The organism is Halostagnicola bangensis (genome assembly GCF_054653435.1).
Window position 1 is genome coordinate 65818 of record NZ_BAAIGG010000002.1, and the last position, 16514, is coordinate 82331.

Genomic DNA, 16514 nt, shown 5'->3' on the forward strand with positions numbered 1-16514 from the left:
TGACTCACCGACACACTCCGCGTATGGCAGACGATGACGAGTTCCGCATCGAGGAGGACAGTCTCGGCGAAATGCAGGTTCCCAAAAACGCCTACTGGGGCGCACAGACCCAGCGGGCGATCCAGAACTTCCCCATCTCGGGAATCTCGTTCGGACGGCGGTTCGTTCGGGCCCTCGGCGTCGTCAAGAAGGCCGCGGCACAGGCGAATCGAGACCTCGGGCTCGTCGACGACGAAATCGCGGAGTCGATCATCGAAGCAGCCGACGAGGTCATCGCGGGCGAACACGACGATCAGTTCCCCGTCGATGTATTTCAGACCGGTTCGGGAACGTCCTCCAACATGAACGCGAACGAGGTTATCGCGAACCGCGCCGCCGAAATCATGGGTGCAGAGGTCGGTGACCGCGTCGTTCACCCGAACGACCACGTCAACTATGGTCAGTCCAGCAACGACGTGATCCCCACGGCCATGCACGTTGCGTCCCTCGAGGCCGTCGAAAAGGACATCATCCCGGCGCTCGATACGCTTCGTGAGTCCCTCGAGCGGAAAGAAGACGAGTTCGACGATGTCGTCAAGACCGGCCGAACGCACCTTCAGGATGCGACGCCGGTCACGCTCGGCCAGGAGTTCGGAGGCTACCGGGCTCAGGTCGAAAAGGGACTCTCCCGGGTTGATAAGGTCCGCGATCACCTCTCGGAACTCGCACTCGGCGGAACCGCGACCGGAACGGGCCTGAACACCCACGAGGAGTTCCCCGGCCGCGCGGCAGAGTACATCACCAAAGAGACGGGCGTTCAGTTCCGCGAAGCCGACAATCACTTCGAGGCCCAGGCGGCCCACGACGCGATGTCCGAGGCACACGGCGCGCTTCGAGTCGTCGCCGGCTCGCTCAATAAGATCGCAAACGACCTCCGATTGCTCGCATCCGGTCCTCGAAACGGACTCGGCGAACTCGAGCAGCCCGAAAACCAGCCCGGCTCCTCAATCATGCCCGGCAAGATCAACCCCGTCGTCGCCGAGGCCGTCAATCAGGTACACAAACAGGTTATCGGCAACGACGCCGCGGTCTCTGCCGCCGCCGCGGAAGGCCAGATCGATCTCAATCTCTACAAACCCGTCCTCGCGCACAACTTCCTCGAGTCCGCTGAACTGATCGCCAACTCGAGTTCGATCTTCGCGGATCGATTCGTCGACCCGATCGAAGCGAACCGCGACCACTGTGAGTCGGCAGTGCTCGAATCGATGGCGCTCGCGACCTCGCTCAACGTCCACATCGGCTACGACAAGGCTAGCGAAGTCGCCAAAACGGCGCTCAAAGAGGACAAAACCGTTCGCGAAGTCGCCCTCGAAAAGGAGTACCTCACCGAGGATGAGGCTGACGAGGTTCTCGATCCGGCCAAGATGACCGAACGAGGCATTCTCGGCCAGGACGAGTAGACCGGAAGACTGACCGGTCGTAACACAGGACGTGACTTATTTCAGACACTAACTCCGGACGAGATCGCGCTCGCTTATCGCTTTCGAGAGGCGGAAAACGAGAGCTTTCGAATCCGAGGACTCCTCTCGTCGTTCGTTTGCGTTCGTGGAACTGAATCGATAGAAAGGACGCCGACCAGAGCCGCTCGTGTCGAATAAGAGAACCCAAGCAGTTTTTACGGATGCTGTCGTCTGACGAAACATGCACACCTGTCGTAACTGTAATCAGTCGTTTCAGACTGAACTTGCGCTCGAGCTGCACCGGGATTCGTGTAAGAAATCACAACTTTACTGTCACGTTTGCGGGGATCGATTTCGCGAGGGCGATGCGACGCGTGACGGATGGCACTACGAATGCCCGAACGACGATTGCGATGGGAACGGACTGCAAGAGGATATTTTCAACGTCGGGGACGTCCGAACTGCGACGCAGTAATTCGTCTGGGTGTCACTGATTCGGTTCTACGACGCGCTCATTTCGATCTGAAGGCCCCTCGAGTACGCCGCTTGTGGCGTCTCCGCTCTGGATCCGGTTTGGGGCGTTGGCCAGGATGGTTCAGTCCCAGCCACCGCCTCGGAGAAGTTGGGTAGCATCTGTTGAGTGTCTTCAGGGAGAAAATATGATATAGCGAAATACGCTTTACTTGCCCGATTCGAGACGGCAGTCATTGAGTATGATTGTAGTAAACGAAATAACCATATTAGCATTCGATAGAAAAACCGCTCAGAAAAGGGAGTAGATGTTCTGCTCGTAAACCGTTCGAACCTGATCTCCCCAGTTGTGCGTGTAGGTATCGATGACGTCGCTCGCGACATCTCCGCGGAGATACTTCACGACACCTCGGTCACCGGTCCGATCCCGAAGATGCGTGGTGAAAAAGTGCCGGAAGTAGTGAGGCGTCACGTTTTCGGTTGCACCGCCACCCGTGCGATACCAGCCCCGTTCTCGAGCGTGTTTTTCGACGATATATCGAATATCGGCCGGAGTAAGCCGCGCTCCCCACGAATCGCCGGTATCGAGAAAGAGCGGTTCCGCAGGAGAGCGACCGTCGGGGCGGATCGCGAGCCACTCGAGGAGAACCCGACGGAACTCCTCATCAACGGGGATAATCGTGTCCCGTTCCCGTTTGTTCGACGCAGTTCGCTCCGCTCCGTTGGTGGTTGCCCCTCGAGAAGGCTCTGCGGAGACGAACAACGAATTCGGTCGGCGCTCGAGTTGAACGCGCGGGTCCAGGTCGTACTCGAGGGCCGAAACGTCCATATCGAGGTCTCGAACGTCGAGATTACAGCATTCACCGACACGCATCCCCGTTTTGAGCAGGGTAACGACGACCGCTCGCTCGAGGGGGTGACCGATCGAGTCGACGAACGAACGCATTTCCGAAATCGAGATATCCCGCCGCGTGGGGTTCGTATCGATTGATTCGGACATCTCCTCCATGACCAGCGCCATGGGATTGTCCTCGAAGGTTCCGACGCGGCTCATGTAGTCGTAAAACCGGTTGAGATACGAGGCGTAGGTCGCGATCGTACTCGGTTTTCGGCGCCCTCGAAGGGAATGGATCCAGGCCATACACTCGCGTCGTTCGGCGTCGCCGGGTGAATCGACGTCGGCGAACTCCGAACCGATGTAGCTCTCGAATTCTCGGAGAACGCGTTCGTAGGCCTCGAGCGTCCGTTCGCTTTTCCCGTGATATCGCTGATCGTCCAGGAAGTACTCGATTGGGTCGGAAACGGCTTCAGCCGAGTCGACTTCAGTCGCCACCGGTATCACCGGTAGTGGTGTATCCGCCGTGGCGGCCGCTGTATCGAATCCGGTTTTCGGCCTGGAGTTCCTCGAGCGTCTCCTCGAGCCGTTCTTCGATGTTGTCACTTACTGCCTCGAGGAGTTCCTCCCACGAGTACGTGTCAGAAGAAAGTAAATTGAGCACCCGTGTTTCGAGGCCGTTACCCCCAGGGGTAGCGTCCGGAGAACGGGGTTCCTCAATCGGGGAATCGAACCCCTTTCGTCCGGCTTGAACCATCGTTCGAATGAATTCGCTCTGGCTCATTCCGAGTTCCTCGGCGTGGGATTTCCACTCGTCTTTCTGGTACTCGGGAACGTAGGTTTTTACTGATTTCCGAGATGTTTCGGTCGACTCCGCCATACTGAACGCATTCGATTCTCGGACCTTCAATCTATCCCATATTTCGAGCTAAGTAATCTTATCTCGAATATCATGACTCTATTGGCACCAAATACAGCCCCATGGTTCAACATATAACTACTACAAAACCCCACAGTTCGAGATAAAATTGAGGTACTCCAGCGACGACTTCGTTCAATAACAGTGAGTCTCCAATCGAGAGGTCACATATATCACTTCACTTATGCTGTTCGATCCAATATAATTCCGTATTTGGGGGGAGAGAATAAATAACGTCAAAACGCAGGTTGCAGTGAGCGATTTCTCCACCTTTCCGAATAGTTTGGGGCGCTAGTGAACGTCCCCAAATCTGCATCTCTCTCGATCTCGAAAATCGCTCTCTGTAGATCCAGTCGCTCGGCCTCGCGCATCGATCTGTATCGATAGGTCACGTATTCGTTCGGCGATATTTTCGGAGTCGTTCATCAGTCGAGAAGTACGCGTCTCGAGGCGGACGGATCGGTATCGGTGGTCGAAATCGGTTCGCTTGAGCAGAGAACAGGGTCAAATACTGTGGTGGTGGGAATTACGCAACCATCACCGAAACGCCTTCACAGTCCACTCAGGGCCTTTTGGCAGGGCTACAGACTCCGCTAGTTCCGACGTCGAGCATTTGTTGTTGCGTTCTGGTGGATGCCTTCATCGCTCGACTATCCGTTTCACGAAAACGGGAATTCGAGTCGAAGTTGTGAGTCCTCATGGGCCTGTAGACGCAGGAATCCTGAGTCAAGCGAATCGAAGTGGTTCGAGACGGCGAGCCGTCTCGTCATGCCGAAAGGCGAAAGCGCCTTTCGTCGCAATTCGCGTACGTCGCAAATCTTCAATTTGCTCAGCGGTGGGGTATTCGAGTTTACCAATCTCATCGAGCATCAACTAGTGCAAATCTGGAGGGGTACTCACGGTCCGTGGCGGGTGGGATTGCTGGGAGTGGCCAACCCTCGGAACTCCTCTCCTCGGCACACCGATTCTCGGCATCTGCCGCCCCTCGTGGTTGTTTTTTGCCCAGCGGGGGGTCGAGTCAGTGTCAACAGATCGGGAGCGCAAATTCCGTAGTATTGGGCCTGTTACACGGATAACCTGGGTCGTGTGCTATCGAGAGGTGTTGAATTACTTTGCGGGCGCTACCCCCTGGTTCGGCACCGCCGGATCCGCCTCGAACCGTCTCTTCCGGATGATCAAACTAGCCTTCCTCGTCTCTGACGGTAATCCATTGATCACACTACCGACGACTCCCGCGTTCGGGGTTGGTCGAGTACCTGGAGTGGTTTCTCGAGCACGAATTCGTTTCCGACGAGGTCTATTTGTGGGGGAGTTCTGAAGCGGTGAGCGCTCTCGTTCGTCCCAACTGTCCTTGTTGTTATCGAAGCTCTCTCTCTCTCTCGTTTATTAGTATTGGTCACTGCTACTTCATTCGTAATGATTGGTTATTTGATGATATGGCTGTGGCCGAAGTGGAACAAATAAATTCTATGTCGCTATACCGAAGGACTGGGGTGATTCCAGCGAAGTAGCTGATTACCGCTTGGATTGGTCTGCCGGTCAATAGAATTTCACCACGACGGTACAGGTAATCGGTACTTCAGACTTCGGATAGGTTAGATATATCTCTTCTTCCAGTTCGTTGTGGAGACGCTCAACCTCACGCTCAAGGCGCTCCATGCGCGAAAGAGACATTTAATTCATAATGATGGAAGACGTAATCAGCCTTATCGAACTGCATACGATGGGCGTTGATCTGATCACTGATGTTCAAAGATAGGGGGATAATGCACAGGTCTGCTGGTGGCCACTTGCCAATCTGATGGATTTCACGGATCACTGTTCACAACTGACCCGCCCTTTCTCTGAAGTAGGAGAAGATATCAGTCGTCGGTATCGTCACAGACGATCCCCCGGAGCTTGTCGGTAAAATCACCAACTACGAACGAGGAACAACTTGAGGAATACGATCATCATGGTGTAACAAGGGTTCTATGATACCCTTGCAGACACTATTCAACCCATCAGACATTACCAATGGCCAAAAGAAATAATATAGTGTAGTATGACTATCATCATAGGGCACAAGATGATAAAAGCCGTCGTTCAGTGCTCAAGGCATTGAGTGGAACAATTGCTGCAATTACAGTCACAGGATTAGGTTCACAGTCCGTACTTGCGGATGATTATGATGACGTAGATCTGAATGAGAACGAAGAAGAAAAAGCAAAAGATCTTCTATCAAAACTTCGAGAATCCGCAAACCCAGAAGAAAAATTTGAGAAACTAGAGGAGGATGAAAAGGACCTCGTGTTGGAAAGCCTCAAACCAACTGATGTCTCGGTTGACCTCCCAGACAACATTGTGGGCATTCTTGATTCCGGGAAAGAGGTGACAGCTGATTATACTGGAACGAACCCTATTTCAGGCGACCTTTGGACATTCACTGCAATACTTGAGTGGTCCTATGATGGTACTGAGGTCACTTCAGTTGACCGAACCGTTTCCCTTGGAGAAACCCATGAGATTGGCTGGTCATATGATGGGACAGAAGTTGAAGATGTTAGCGGTGGAGAAGGAGAGAATTCGGTCACATATCTCACAGAAGGAGATTTCAATCTCTGTTTCCAAGGATGTATTCAATCAGCAAGTCCAGTTATAGAAATTGACGGATATGCTGATGGAGACTGGGATGCAGATTCGAGAGAATAGAACGTAGATTTATTTTCCAATCCGATTAGGCAATTTCCCTTCTGCAATAATATATAGCCCAAACCCAATCATTACCAAAAGTAGGGTCACAACTACAATTCCTAATGGGTGAGCAAATGTTATAGGGATCATGAACTGCCAAACAATAAACGGTGTTATTGCTAATATACCAATCACTAAAATTGCTCGAAAGATTTGATTCGTTTTTGACGAAGTATCTGATCCGCTATCTGAGACCGTTGATGCTGTATTTCCTTCTGTTCTCATACACATCGGTATTTTATGGAAGCATAAATAGGTGTCTGTCTATTTAGGAGTGATTGGCAATAGTCTCGGATTTGTGGATTAAACCCATTTTCTTGGAGAAGTAAATAATGATGAAATAAGTCATGAGTTCACAACAGCAACCTGATGCAGAGTCAACTGTCGATCAGATCAACGAAAAGCGAGCCGAAGGCAAAGAGCAGATTGTCGAGATTACTAGTGCTGGCGGTAGCAAAGTTCTGGAACATGTAGATAATGCGTTCGTCTCCTCAGAAGACAAGATTGCGGTGAGCCACTGGGGTGGAATGGAGTTATACGACCCTGACAGGATCGATAACGTGACGCCGTCAGAACCCCAACCAAAGACGAGGTACGGTGTCTTCGCCGGTTCTGGTAGCCTGTGGACCGACTACAGTAGTGAGCGAAAAGCGAGGGAGACGACTGAAGAGTTCGATGAAGAAGCGCCTGAAAATGTACCAATATACCAGAAAGTCAAATTTTAATGCCATCCGATGAGTCAGGCAGCGAAGAAACTGAACGCTCGACAGTTTGGTGTGACTTCCTGGATCACAAGTGGGAGGACGTGATTGAAATTCCTGGACACAGTCTCTAGAAGCGTTGTGAATTATGTGGCATAAATAGCAGGTTGAAGTAGTATATTCAACGGACAAAAATTCAACTTTATTGCAGACGATTATATCTCCATTAGTTCGGACACAACATACGGATATCAGCTGAATAGCTATTTTTTACTTTTACCGCGGTATCGTACACCTTTTACGTCAACGAGACCAACAGTCAGGAAATGTCGAAGGCCTCGGAGGGATCGACGGCGGGCTTGCGCGAGTTCGATAAGTACGAACTCGATTTCTCGTGCACCGTCCACATCGATGGTCCAATAGAGGTTCATGTCGAGAAGACTGCTGTGGCCTCTGACGCACCAGACATCGACTATCTTGTTTCGAAAGTTCAATTCGACGGCGAGATTCCCGACTCTCGAGCCAAGTGGCACCACAACTACAAGCCGATCGAGTTCTGGATGTTAGCCCATATTCTCCGAGAGGCACGCGGGCTCAACATCTCCGAGCTGCACGACCGTCTCCACGAACCGGATGACTTCGCATTACTCATCGGCTTCCTCGATCGCCAGGATCAAAGGGCCGATCCGCCGGGCTACACACAACTCCGTGATATCTGGGAAGAGACGTTCACACCCCGGCACCGAGGCGCGTGTAAGGTGATCTCCGAGCGACTCGTCGAGTACGCCCGAGATGAAGGGCTTCCGGCACCCGAACGTGTCTTCACACCCGACGACGTCAACGCCGACGAAGCTGACGAGGACGACCCGACGATCCGCGAACTGACGGTTGAGAAGACAGGGGATGTCTGGGAGCACATGTGTCCGATGGTTCTCAAACACTGGGAGCTGAAACGGCACCACAACTGGCAGGTCCCCGACTCCACGTTCTTCGACGCGCAGGCCTATCTCGCCACCGAAAGCGACGACGTTTTCCCCGAGAGTGGGCTGGGCAACATGAGTGCGAAATCCGATCACGACCGTGTTCACTACCCCAGCACTCACCGGCGGGAGCTCAAGAAGTTCGAGATAAACGAAATCCGTGAACTACTGCAATCCGTAACCCGCGATCTCGTCCGTAAGGCTCGGCGTGAGGGCGAACTTGTCGGGAAACTGGCCGTCGCCATCGACCAGACGAAAGGGCACCCGTGGACTGGCGAGATCGAGCACAACGAGGACGGCGACAATATCGAGCCGTGGATTCTCGGCTACAAGAACGACAACGACACGCGAACACAGTACTACTTCCAGTGGGCGACCGTCCAGGTCGTCGGCCTGGACATCCCGATCGTCCTCGACGCGGTCCCGGTGCGGCGCGGGATGACGAAAGGCGAGATCGTCGACGAGCTGCTTGCGACGGCGACCGACCTCGTCGATGATATCGAACTTGTGATGATGGATGCTGGCTTCGACAGCGAAGCCGCGAAAAACGCCGCCGAAAAGCACGACGTCTACTACCTCAACCGGAAAAGTAAGAACGAGACCGATAAGCGCCGGATGTGGAGCATGTGGGAGAACGGCGAGACCATCCGCATTTACGATCAAGAGCAACGACTCGGGATGCCGACGCGAAAGACGCTGTACGTCCCGAACATCGGGTTTGACGAGGACGATGAAGATGACGGGGATGACTCGAGCGATAGTCTGCGCCAGGAACTGATCAGGGACTTCGGTGCCGTCAACGAGGACGAGTTCGACGACGACTCGCCGTTTGAAGAACTACTCTCAGACATCCGCGAAGAGGAAGAAGAGGCCGCTGACAACGTGAATATCGGCGAAGTGTACGTCCCCTTCGAGACCAACCATCCACTGGCCGACAAGCGTCAGAAGTGGGGGCGTGACGAGATTCCGAAGCGGGAGCAACAGCACGCAGCGGCCCGGATGATTCGGACGTACGGCAATCGCTGGGGTATCGAGAACGGCTACAAGAAGATCGGCCAGTTCTTGCCCCGCAGCGGGAGTAAGGACCACACGCTCCGGTTCTTCGGCTTCGCATTCGCGTGTACGCTCTACAACGCCTGGCGGCTCGTCGATCTCCTGGTCAAGCTATCCGTCGAGGACGATCCCGAGTACACGCCGCTCGTGACGGCAAGCCGGTTTCTCGCCGTCGCCGAAGGACAGTTCGGGCTCAAGCCGCCGCCGAGCGCCTGATTTTGATCCGTGTTAGCTAACTCGTGAGCTACTGCTGTATCCAGAGCGGCGCTGAATAGCCGATTCTTCTCTCTACGTTGGCAATATCCGAACAGTGGCAAGTCGAGAGAACCAATTTCTGCGTGATTTATGGCGAAATAATCGTGGCACCAAGCGATAGAATCGCTACTTCGGTGGAATCAGACTGGGTGTGGGTCGAGATGAACGCCCATCTCACAGAACAAATCGTTTTGACCCTGGAACCGAACTCTGGGGATAGATGCTACTCTCCGGAACAGTTATCGCCGACTCGAGGACCGTACTCGATGACGGTGCGGTCGTCGTCGAGGGATCCCAAATCGCTGCGGTCGGGGAGCGAAGCGATCTCCGCGATCGGTATCCGGACCTCGAGGAGCACCGGTACGATATTTTGGCACCGGGGCTCGTCGGCGGCCACATCCATTCGGTCCAAAGCTTGGGTCGGGGAATCGCCGATGATTCGGAACTCCTCGAGTGGCTGTTCGAGTACGTTCTCCCGATGGAGGCGTCGCTGTCGGGCGACGAGATGGAGATCGCAGCGAAGCTCGGCTACCTCGAGATGATCGAGAGCGGGACGACGACCTGTATCGATCACTTGTCGGTAAACCACGCCGACAGGGCGTTCGAAGCCGCCGGAGAGAGTGGAATTCGCGGCGTACTCGGAAAGGTGCTGATGGACCAGCGATCGCCCGAGGACCTCCTCGAAGAAACGGAGGAGGCACTCGCCGAGTCCGAGCGATTGATTCAGGAGTACCACGGTTCGTTCGACGACCGAATTCGATATGCGGTTACCCCCCGTTTCGCCGTCTCGTGTACGGAGCAGTGTCTTCGCGGGGCTCGGGAACTCGCAGACGCTTACGACGGCGTTCGAATTCACACGCACGCAAGCGAGAATCGAGGCGAGATCGAAACCGTCGAATCGGACACCGACATGCGAAACATCGAGTGGCTGGACGAGGTCGGACTCACCGGCGAGGACGTCGTGCTCGCCCACTGCGTCTGGACGAACGAACGCGAACGGGAGATCCTCGCCGAGACGGGAACCCACGTCACCTACTGTCCGTCCTCGAACATGAAACTCGCGAGCGGCGTTGCGCCGATTATGGACTATCTCGAGCGCGGAATCCCGGTTGCGCTCGGAAACGATGGCCCGCCGTGTAACAATACGCTCGACCCGTTCACGGAGATGCGACAGGCGAGCCTGCTCCAGAAGGTCGACCGACTCGATCCGGTTGCCATCCCCGCCGAGGATATTCTCGAGATGGCGACGATAACCGGCGCGAGGGCGGCGGGCTTCGACGAACTCGGTGCACTGCGAGAAGGATGGCGGGCAGACATTATCGGCATCGATACCGACAAAACGCGTGCGACGCCGTTACACGATCCGATCTCACACCTCGTCTTCGGAGCCCACGGTGACGATGTCGAGTTCACCATGGTCGACGGCGATGTGCTCGTCGAGGACAGCGAAGTGCGTTCGCTTGATGCGCGGGCAATTCGTCAGGAAGCGTCCGAGATTGCGCTCGATCTCGAGGCGTACCGAGAGCAGACCGAGGACGCGCATCCGTGATCGAATTCAGTCGTTCGTCGCGATCGCTTCGATTTCTATGCCGACGCCTTTCGGTAGGTTTGCCACTTCGAACGCGCTCCGAGCCGGCGGCTCGTCGTCGAAAAAGTCCGCGTACGTGTCGTTCATCTCGTCGAACGCGTCGATGTCGTCGAGAAGAACGGTGACTTTGAGAACGTCGCTCATCTCGAGCCCTTCCTCGGCCAGGACCGCCTCGACGTTGGTGAGACTCTGTTCGGTTTGTTCGGCGATCGGTTCGTCCTCGAGTAGTTCACCTGAGGGAGTCAGTGGAATCTGTCCCGCGGTGAAGACGAGGTCCCCGTTCGTCGTCGCCTGACTGTACGCGCCGACGGCCGCCGGTGCGTCGTCCGTACTGATGATTCGTTTCATGAGTAGCCGTTACCGCCCGACCGCTTAACTTTTGGCGACCGCCCGGTGGCGACTCCTGAACGCGAACCACCGGACCCGACCGAAGCTGGTTGGTCAGTCGTCGCTGGCGGTCGGGACGTCGCTATCAGGACTGTCTGGATCGTCGAACAACGGACTCGAGTCGCCCGGCACGAACGTGTTCAAAAGCAGTGCGGAGAGTCCGGTCATGATGACGGCTTCGCCGAAGAACGTCTGTGCACCCTGTGGAAGCCCCTGCAGTGCTTCGGGGACGACCGCGACGCCGAGACCGAGACCCAGGGAGGTCGAGATGATGACCATATTTCGCCGGTTCATGTTCACGTTCAAGAACAACAGACGCATTCCGCTCGCAGCGACCATGCCGACCATGACGAGAACGGCACCGCCGAACACCGCGTCCGGAATCGTCGTCACCACGGCTCCGGCGACCGGGATCAGTCCCATGATCGTCAGGAAGATACCGCTGATTCCGACGACGTGTCTGCTCATGATACCCGTGAAATTGACGATCCCGACGTTCTGAGAGAACGAGGTGACCGGGAACGAACTGAAGATAGCGCCGATCGAACTCATGAAGCCGTCAGCGAAGATACCCCCTCGAAATTCCTCATCGTCGGGGTTTCGTCCCTCAGCAGCGGTGATTCCGGACATGTCTCCGACCGTCTCCATCGCGGAAACGAGAAACAGGAACGCAAACGTGACGATTGCGACCGGATCGAAGGCGTAGCCGAACTCTCCGGGCGTCGGGATCTCGAACAACCCTGCATTGGCGATCGGACTGAAGTCGACGACCCCGACCGCGATTGCGACGAGGTAACCGACGAGGATTCCGATGAAGACGCTCAAGATGCGCGCCATTCCCTCGAGGAAGAGGTTAAACAACACGGCGATCAGCAAGACGAGACCAGCGAGGCCGAGGTTCTGTACGGATCCAAACTCCGAAGCCGTCGGGTCCCCACCCGCGGAGTACTCCATCCCCGTCGGGATGAGGTAGAGTCCGATGATGATCACGATCAGTCCCGTTACCAGCGGCGGGAAAAACGGCTTGATGCGCCTGAACTGCCACCCGATCAGCCCCTCGACGACGATTCCAGTTACCAGTATCGCACCGAAGACGGCCGCCAGCCCCTGTTGGCTCCCAATGGCGCTGGCCGCACCGAGGAACGTAAAGCTCGTTCCCATGACGATCGGGAGTTTCGCACCGACCGGTCCGATCGTGTATGCCTGTATAATCGTCGCGAGTCCAGAAAACAGCAACACCATCTGGACGAGATACCCCGTATCTGCGGCCCCCAATCCGACTTCGCTCGCAACGAGGACCGCGACCGCGGTCGACGGAACGATCATCACCAGAACGTGTTGAATGCCGAGCGGAATCGCCTCCGACAGCGGCGGCTTTTCGTCGAGTTCGTACGCGAGGTCTATTTCGCCATCCCTCTGCCCAGACATGAAGCGTTGTCTTTCACCTCTCAAATCCGGCATTTATAGCTTCTTTTCTCGAGGAACGTCGTTTCTCCGTCGTTGGGCCGGGACCAATCAATAGCTTTTATTCGCGCCACAAGAAGTATCGGCATGGAGCAACTGGAGCGGTCGGTCCACGACGCGCCGATCATCGAGAAGGACGACTACGAGTATCTCGTCCATCCGATCAGTAACTGCGTCCCGATGTTAGAGCCGAGCCTGCTTCGAGAAGTCGTCACGCGAATCGTCCGGGCGGCAGATCTCGAGAACGTCGATAAAATCGTCACTCCGGCCGCGATGGGGATCCACATCTCGACCGCCGTCTCGCTGACGACCGATATCCCGCTTGTAGTCATCCGCAAACGCGAGTACGGACTGGAGGGTGAAGTTTCACTCACGCAGGAGACGGGCTACTCGAAGAGCGAGATGTACATCAACGATGTCGACGAGGGAGACAACGTCCTCTTGCTCGACGACATGCTCAGCACCGGCGGAACCCTCCGGGCGATCACCGAAGCGCTCGAGTCGATCGGCGCGAACATCGTTGACATCGTCGTCGCGATGCGAAAAGTCGACGGCGGCGACGCGATGGTCGACAGCGAGTACGACGTCACCTCGTTGCTCGAGATCGTCGTTCGCGACGGCGACGTGACCGTAATTCAAGACGAGGAGGAACGCCGTCTCGTCGAAGATCAGTTCGCAAATTGAACGAGCGGTGTTTTACGGATGGTGTGCGTCAAGAGGCCCGTGATCCGTACTGTTCTCACTCGCCGATACCGACCGCGAGTTCGGTTTCCGTGTCGCCGTCCGCTAACAATGACCGAACGCCAGCGATAGTCTCGTCCGCTTCAACGGTGTTTTCCATCAGTACCGTCTCGCTCGGAAACAGCTGTTCGCCGAGCAAGAGGCCGTGCTCTCGAGCGGTTGAGCCGGTAACCGTCAGGTAGACGCCGACGCCGGCGTCGGCAATGGCCGCTTCCTCTTCGATCGTCGGATCCGGATGCTCGAAGCGGATGCCTTCGAGCGCTTCCGTGCCGAGAACGGCCTGTACCAGCCGTTCGTACCGCGGCACGATACACAGCGGTCCGGTGTACTCCTCGAGGAACGCTCGGTCGATCGATTCGGACGACGGTGTCGCGTCCGGGGTCGCCATCAGCGTGTGATAGACGGTATCCCCCAGACCAGTGACGACTTGCACGTCGGTGTCCGACGGATCGATCCGGGCGTTGATATCCGCGATGCGCTGTAGCGGGTCCGCACGCAGTTCGACAACCTCCTCGAGGACGAGGTCGGCGCTGTCGAATCCCAGCGCGAATTCGTGGGTGCGAAGCGCGCGAAACGGTTCCTCTCGGCCGACGAGTTGTACCGACGTTCCGGACGGAACGCCGTCGGCTCCCTCGAGCGGGATGGTGACGCTATCGAAGACGATCCGACGCGGTTTCCCCGCGCGGTCGTCGCGCAAGAGGGTATACTCGGGTTCGGTTGGGTCGTCGACGGTGCTGTAGTCTGCGAGACGATGGTACACGTCGCGGTCGCACGAAAGGGTGTCTTTCGTGAGCGCTTTCTCGTGACGAAGCGTCGAACTGACGTCGTCCGCGAGGTCGTCGACTCCCAGTCGGGTCGCCAACCGATCCAGTACTGACTCGAGTGGTCGTCCTTTTCGAGGAATCGCGATCGGGATCGTCTCGCCCATTGGCCCAAAATCCACAACCGAGCAGTAAACGAGTTGCGTTTTGTCGCTCCGGGAGTCAGTTAGAGAACATCGAACCGAGCTGATCGCGCCAGTCGTTCAGTTCGGCGATGTCTTCCGAAAGCGTCTCGACCTCCGTCTCGACGTCTTCGACCGTCTGTTCGACTTCCGAAACGGTTGCCTCGACGTCGTCGACCGATTCCTCGACGGTCGAGACGGTCGTTTCGACGCCCTCGACGGTTTCTTCTACTTCCGAGACCGTTCCTTCCACGTCGTCGACGGACGCCTCGACCGTCGTAACGGTGTCTTCGACGTCTTCGACCGTTTGCTCGACTTCCGAGACCGTTCCTTCTACGCCCTCGACGGACGCTTCGACGGCTTCGATATCCTCGACCACGCCGCCGACATCGTCCTCGAGCTCGGTGACGTCGGACTTGGTCGTCCCAACATCATCTTGGAGGTCGTCGACGACGCTTTGGGTCTCTCCGATCTCGGATTCGAGGTCGTCGAATCGAGTATCGATGCCGTCGACTTCCTCCGAGAGGGTATCGAGTTGGTCCGTCGCCGAGTTCAGCTCCTCGCCGAACAGCGCCGTCTCGGATTCGACGTGATCGACGTCCGAAACGACCTCCTCAAGCTCGGATTCGGTGGCGCTAACGCGTCCCTTCATCGAGCCGAGTTCCGATTCGACGCCCTCGAGTTCGGATCTGAACTGCTCGATGATCTGCTCGCCGGTCCCGTACTCGTCGAGGAACTCTTCGATCGCCCCCGAGTAGGCGGCCACTTCCTCGACGCGTGATTGGAGGTGGTCGACCCTCGCGAGATCCGGGCCGTTCATTTCGATATCGAGCTCGGAACGAAGGATCTCGAGATCGCGTTCGCTAACGGATCCGGATCGGATTTCGTCCGCGAGTCGGGCACTGACGGAGTGAGGTTCGTCGGTTGGTGTCGCGCCCACGTCCGTCTCAGACTCGGATTCGCCGTCGTCGGCTGGCTCCGTCTCGAGTTCGTCGTCATCGGCCGTCTCGGGCGCTGATTCCTCGTCGCCACGCGCATCGGCTTGGTCGGAGTCGGCGTCGGCGTCCGTGTCGGGCCCGAGACCGAGTTCGGCTTCGGGATCGTCGACCGACTCCGTCTCGTCGTCTTCCGGACCCGGAATGTTGTCTTCCTCGAAGTCGAGGTCGACACCGGCGGAATCCGCCGTATCGTCGTCCTGGGTCCCTTCTGTCTCCGCGCGGTCCTCGTTTTCATCGTCTTCCGCGTCGTTCTCGAGGCCGAGATCATCGGCGTCGTCCGCCTCGGAAGCGGCTTCGTCCGCCGCAGGTTCGTCCACGGCCGGTTCTTCGGGGGAGGACTCGTCGTCGAGACCGGGGACAGCGTCGGAGTCCCCGGAAATCATGTCTTTGACGACCTGATTCCGGTCGTCGGTGATGATTTCGTCGATCATGGTGTCGTCGACTTCGTCGCTGGCCGCCGACTCGGATCCGCTCTGTGAGTCGTCTCGGCCGTCCGTATCGCCGGCCGACTCGTCCCTATCCGCGCTCGTTTCGACGTCGACGGTCGTCGAATCGGTCAGGAATGGAGCCGCCTCCGACTCGTCTCCGATGCGGATGCCGTAGACGGTGACGAGCGTCTCTTCGGGGGAGAGCGTTCGCGTAAATTCGACGTGATGGTCCTGGAACGCGGTCCAGTCTTCGCTGTAGTAGTTGGGATGGAACCCGACGCCGTCCATCGGGAACGATTCGGGAATCTCCTCGGAAACGTTGACGGTGATCGCTTCGTCGCGGTCCGAGTCGATTTCGAATCGAATTGCAGGGACCGGGAATTCGTCGGCTGCAAATAGTTTCCGAACAGTCACCCCATCAGAACGTGTTTCGATTACCTCGTCTATGTCAGCGGCTGAACTCATGAGAGCAATATTAACTTACCATTACTATAAATTGCACGGCAGTGTCGGCAGTGGCGATTTGAACCGTCAGGAGGCTAAACCGCCCAAAAATTGGCCATTCCGGCTCGGCGAGTG

14 protein-coding genes are annotated in these 16514 nt (G+C 56.4%); 7 read left to right on the plus strand and 7 right to left on the minus strand.

Features of this window, described 5'->3' with window-relative positions; genetic code table 11:
* Positions 1-23: 23 nt before the first annotated feature.
* Together ACYQ14_RS01885 and ACYQ14_RS01890 are read left to right on the plus strand one after the other, a co-directional pair.
* Positions 24-1439 carry a class II fumarate hydratase gene (locus ACYQ14_RS01885; RefSeq protein WP_459884255.1) on the plus strand — a complete coding sequence of 472 codons (1416 nt, stop codon included), beginning with the start codon at positions 24-26 and terminating at the stop codon, positions 1437-1439.
* 241 nt (positions 1440-1680) lie between these two features.
* On the plus strand, positions 1681-1914 hold the full coding sequence (locus ACYQ14_RS01890) for an HVO_2901 family zinc finger protein (protein WP_459884257.1): 234 nt from the start codon (positions 1681-1683) through the stop codon (positions 1912-1914).
* Positions 1915-2202: 288 nt separating this feature from the next.
* On the opposite strand, the gene ACYQ14_RS01895 is transcribed toward ACYQ14_RS01890, so the two are convergent.
* Positions 2203-3243 (minus strand): tyrosine-type recombinase/integrase, encoded by a 1041-nt coding sequence (locus ACYQ14_RS01895; RefSeq protein ID WP_459884259.1) that lies wholly within the window; start codon positions 3241-3243, stop codon positions 2203-2205.
* On the minus strand, positions 3233-3625 hold the full coding sequence (locus ACYQ14_RS01900) for a DUF5805 domain-containing protein (protein ID WP_459884262.1): 393 nt from the start codon (positions 3623-3625) through the stop codon (positions 3233-3235). The genes ACYQ14_RS01895 and ACYQ14_RS01900 overlap by 11 nt, the downstream gene beginning before the upstream one ends.
* 2139 nt (positions 3626-5764) lie before the next feature.
* Between ACYQ14_RS01900 and ACYQ14_RS01905 the strand changes: the two genes are divergently transcribed.
* A complete protein-coding gene (locus ACYQ14_RS01905; protein ID WP_459884265.1) occupies positions 5765-6355 on the plus strand; it encodes a hypothetical protein in 591 nt (196 codons plus the stop codon).
* Positions 6356-6364: 9 nt separating this feature from the next.
* Here ACYQ14_RS01905 and ACYQ14_RS01910 read toward each other — a convergent pair whose 3' ends face one another.
* Positions 6365-6622, minus strand: coding sequence for a hypothetical protein (locus tag ACYQ14_RS01910; protein ID WP_459884268.1), 258 nt, complete (start codon positions 6620-6622; stop codon positions 6365-6367).
* A gap of 122 nt (positions 6623-6744) precedes the next feature.
* Here ACYQ14_RS01910 and ACYQ14_RS01915 point away from each other — a divergent pair, with 122 nt between their 5' ends.
* The 3 genes from ACYQ14_RS01915 (at position 6745) to ACYQ14_RS01925 (ending at position 10935) form a co-directional block, all read left to right on the plus strand.
* The gene (locus ACYQ14_RS01915) at positions 6745-7122 is read left to right on the plus strand and encodes a hypothetical protein (RefSeq protein ID WP_459884270.1); all 378 of its coding nucleotides are present in this window, start codon (positions 6745-6747) and stop codon (positions 7120-7122) included.
* A gap of 302 nt (positions 7123-7424) precedes the next feature.
* A complete protein-coding gene (locus ACYQ14_RS01920; RefSeq protein WP_459884272.1) occupies positions 7425-9347 on the plus strand; it encodes a transposase in 1923 nt (640 codons plus the stop codon).
* A 259-nt stretch (positions 9348-9606) separates the two neighbouring features.
* Complete coding sequence (locus ACYQ14_RS01925) at positions 9607-10935, plus strand: 5'-deoxyadenosine deaminase (protein WP_459884275.1); 1329 nt, start codon at positions 9607-9609, stop codon at positions 10933-10935.
* Positions 10936-10941: 6 nt separating this feature from the next.
* Here ACYQ14_RS01925 and ACYQ14_RS01930 read toward each other — a convergent pair whose 3' ends face one another.
* Complete coding sequence (locus tag ACYQ14_RS01930) at positions 10942-11322, minus strand: Rid family detoxifying hydrolase (RefSeq protein WP_459884277.1); 381 nt, start codon at positions 11320-11322, stop codon at positions 10942-10944.
* A gap of 93 nt (positions 11323-11415) precedes the next feature.
* Complete coding sequence (locus ACYQ14_RS01935; protein WP_459884280.1) at positions 11416-12789, minus strand: uracil-xanthine permease family protein; 1374 nt, start codon at positions 12787-12789, stop codon at positions 11416-11418.
* Positions 12790-12912: 123 nt separating this feature from the next.
* On the opposite strand from ACYQ14_RS01935, the gene hpt reads away from it, so the two are divergent.
* Positions 12913-13509, plus strand: coding sequence for a hypoxanthine/guanine phosphoribosyltransferase (gene hpt / locus ACYQ14_RS01940; RefSeq protein ID WP_459884283.1), 597 nt, complete (start codon positions 12913-12915; stop codon positions 13507-13509).
* 55 nt (positions 13510-13564) lie between these two features.
* Here the strand turns inward: hpt and ACYQ14_RS01945 are convergent, their stop codons facing one another.
* Both ACYQ14_RS01945 and ACYQ14_RS01950 read right to left on the minus strand, forming a co-directional pair.
* Complete coding sequence (locus ACYQ14_RS01945; RefSeq protein ID WP_459884285.1) at positions 13565-14494, minus strand: phosphoribosyltransferase HisG-related protein; 930 nt, start codon at positions 14492-14494, stop codon at positions 13565-13567.
* 55 nt (positions 14495-14549) lie between these two features.
* A complete protein-coding gene (locus tag ACYQ14_RS01950) occupies positions 14550-16400 on the minus strand; it encodes an ICP22 family protein (RefSeq protein WP_459884288.1) in 1851 nt (616 codons plus the stop codon).
* Positions 16401-16514 lie beyond the last annotated feature (114 nt).

What these genes read in the sequence shown, in the direction of transcription:
- hpt (WP_459884283.1), top strand. Translation starts at nt 12,913, where the DNA reads ATGGAGCAACTGGAGCGGTCGGTCCACGACGCGCCGATCATCGAGAAG.
- ACYQ14_RS01935 (WP_459884280.1), bottom strand. Translation starts at nt 12,789, where the DNA reads ATGTCTGGGCAGAGGGATGGCGAAATAGACCTCGCGTACGAACTCGAC.
- ACYQ14_RS01915 (WP_459884270.1), top strand. Translation starts at nt 6,745, where the DNA reads ATGAGTTCACAACAGCAACCTGATGCAGAGTCAACTGTCGATCAGATC.
- ACYQ14_RS01925 (WP_459884275.1), top strand. Translation starts at nt 9,607, where the DNA reads ATGCTACTCTCCGGAACAGTTATCGCCGACTCGAGGACCGTACTCGAT.
- ACYQ14_RS01945 (WP_459884285.1), bottom strand. Translation starts at nt 14,494, where the DNA reads ATGGGCGAGACGATCCCGATCGCGATTCCTCGAAAAGGACGACCACTC.
- ACYQ14_RS01885 (WP_459884255.1), top strand. Translation starts at nt 24, where the DNA reads ATGGCAGACGATGACGAGTTCCGCATCGAGGAGGACAGTCTCGGCGAA.
- ACYQ14_RS01950 (WP_459884288.1), bottom strand. Translation starts at nt 16,400, where the DNA reads ATGAGTTCAGCCGCTGACATAGACGAGGTAATCGAAACACGTTCTGAT.
- ACYQ14_RS01930 (WP_459884277.1), bottom strand. Translation starts at nt 11,322, where the DNA reads ATGAAACGAATCATCAGTACGGACGACGCACCGGCGGCCGTCGGCGCG.
- ACYQ14_RS01890 (WP_459884257.1), top strand. Translation starts at nt 1,681, where the DNA reads ATGCACACCTGTCGTAACTGTAATCAGTCGTTTCAGACTGAACTTGCG.
- ACYQ14_RS01900 (WP_459884262.1), bottom strand. Translation starts at nt 3,625, where the DNA reads ATGGCGGAGTCGACCGAAACATCTCGGAAATCAGTAAAAACCTACGTT.
- ACYQ14_RS01920 (WP_459884272.1), top strand. Translation starts at nt 7,425, where the DNA reads ATGTCGAAGGCCTCGGAGGGATCGACGGCGGGCTTGCGCGAGTTCGAT.
- ACYQ14_RS01910 (WP_459884268.1), bottom strand. Translation starts at nt 6,622, where the DNA reads ATGAGAACAGAAGGAAATACAGCATCAACGGTCTCAGATAGCGGATCA.